This is a genomic window from Bartonella sp. AA86SXKL (assembly GCF_042196885.1).
Genome location: NZ_JBHIRE010000366.1, coordinates 1 through 681, shown reverse-complemented (window position 1 = coordinate 681; position 681 = coordinate 1). Strand labels below are relative to the sequence as shown.

At 49.5% G+C, this 681-nt stretch carries 1 protein-coding gene; it reads left to right on the top strand.

Annotated elements, in window-relative coordinates; genetic code table 11:
* A partial coding sequence (locus ACFIO5_RS12040) for a hemagglutinin repeat-containing protein (RefSeq protein ID WP_375705536.1) occupies positions 1–681 on the top strand: 681 nt, incomplete at both ends.

Here is a 681-nt window from a genome sequence, read left to right as displayed (position 1 = left end):
CTCCACAGCGGTGACAGATAGCATAGAAGGCGGACGCGCTGTTAACATGCAAGCCCACAAAGGCAGCATTCATGGTGTTGGCGCTGATATTATCGCTGGTACCAATCCAATCTATGTGCTGGAAAATGATGCACAGAGCGGAAAGATCACCATGGAAGCAGGTAAAGATATCATCTTTGAAAGTGCACAAAACACGCAAAGCACACAAAACAGCAGTGAAAGTTCTTCAATGAGTGTTGGCACCGGTTATGGCACGGGTGGCGCAGGGGCAACGGGCAGTGCTTCTTTTAGTCAAGGGGAAGGTTCCAGTGAGGAAGTTCAACACAAAAACAGCCATATTATAGGCACCGGCACTGTTCATACCACGAGTGGGGCAAACACCACATTGGCAGGCGCCGTGGTTTCTGGAGAGCGTGTAGAAATGGAAGTAGGGGGTGATTTTGCCATTACCAGCCGCAGTGATACGGGACAAACTTCCAGCAAGCAAAACTCTGTTTCTGTTGGGTTTGGTGCTGGACAAACGGGTGGTGGGGGCTCCATGAGCGCCTCTTTCCAAAAGGATAAATCCTCCAGCGATTATCATAGTGTTGTGGAACAATCAGGCATCAAAGCGGGTGATGGCGGCTTTAATATCATAGTTAAAGACAAAACAACGCTGACCGGAGGCATCATTGCCAGCAC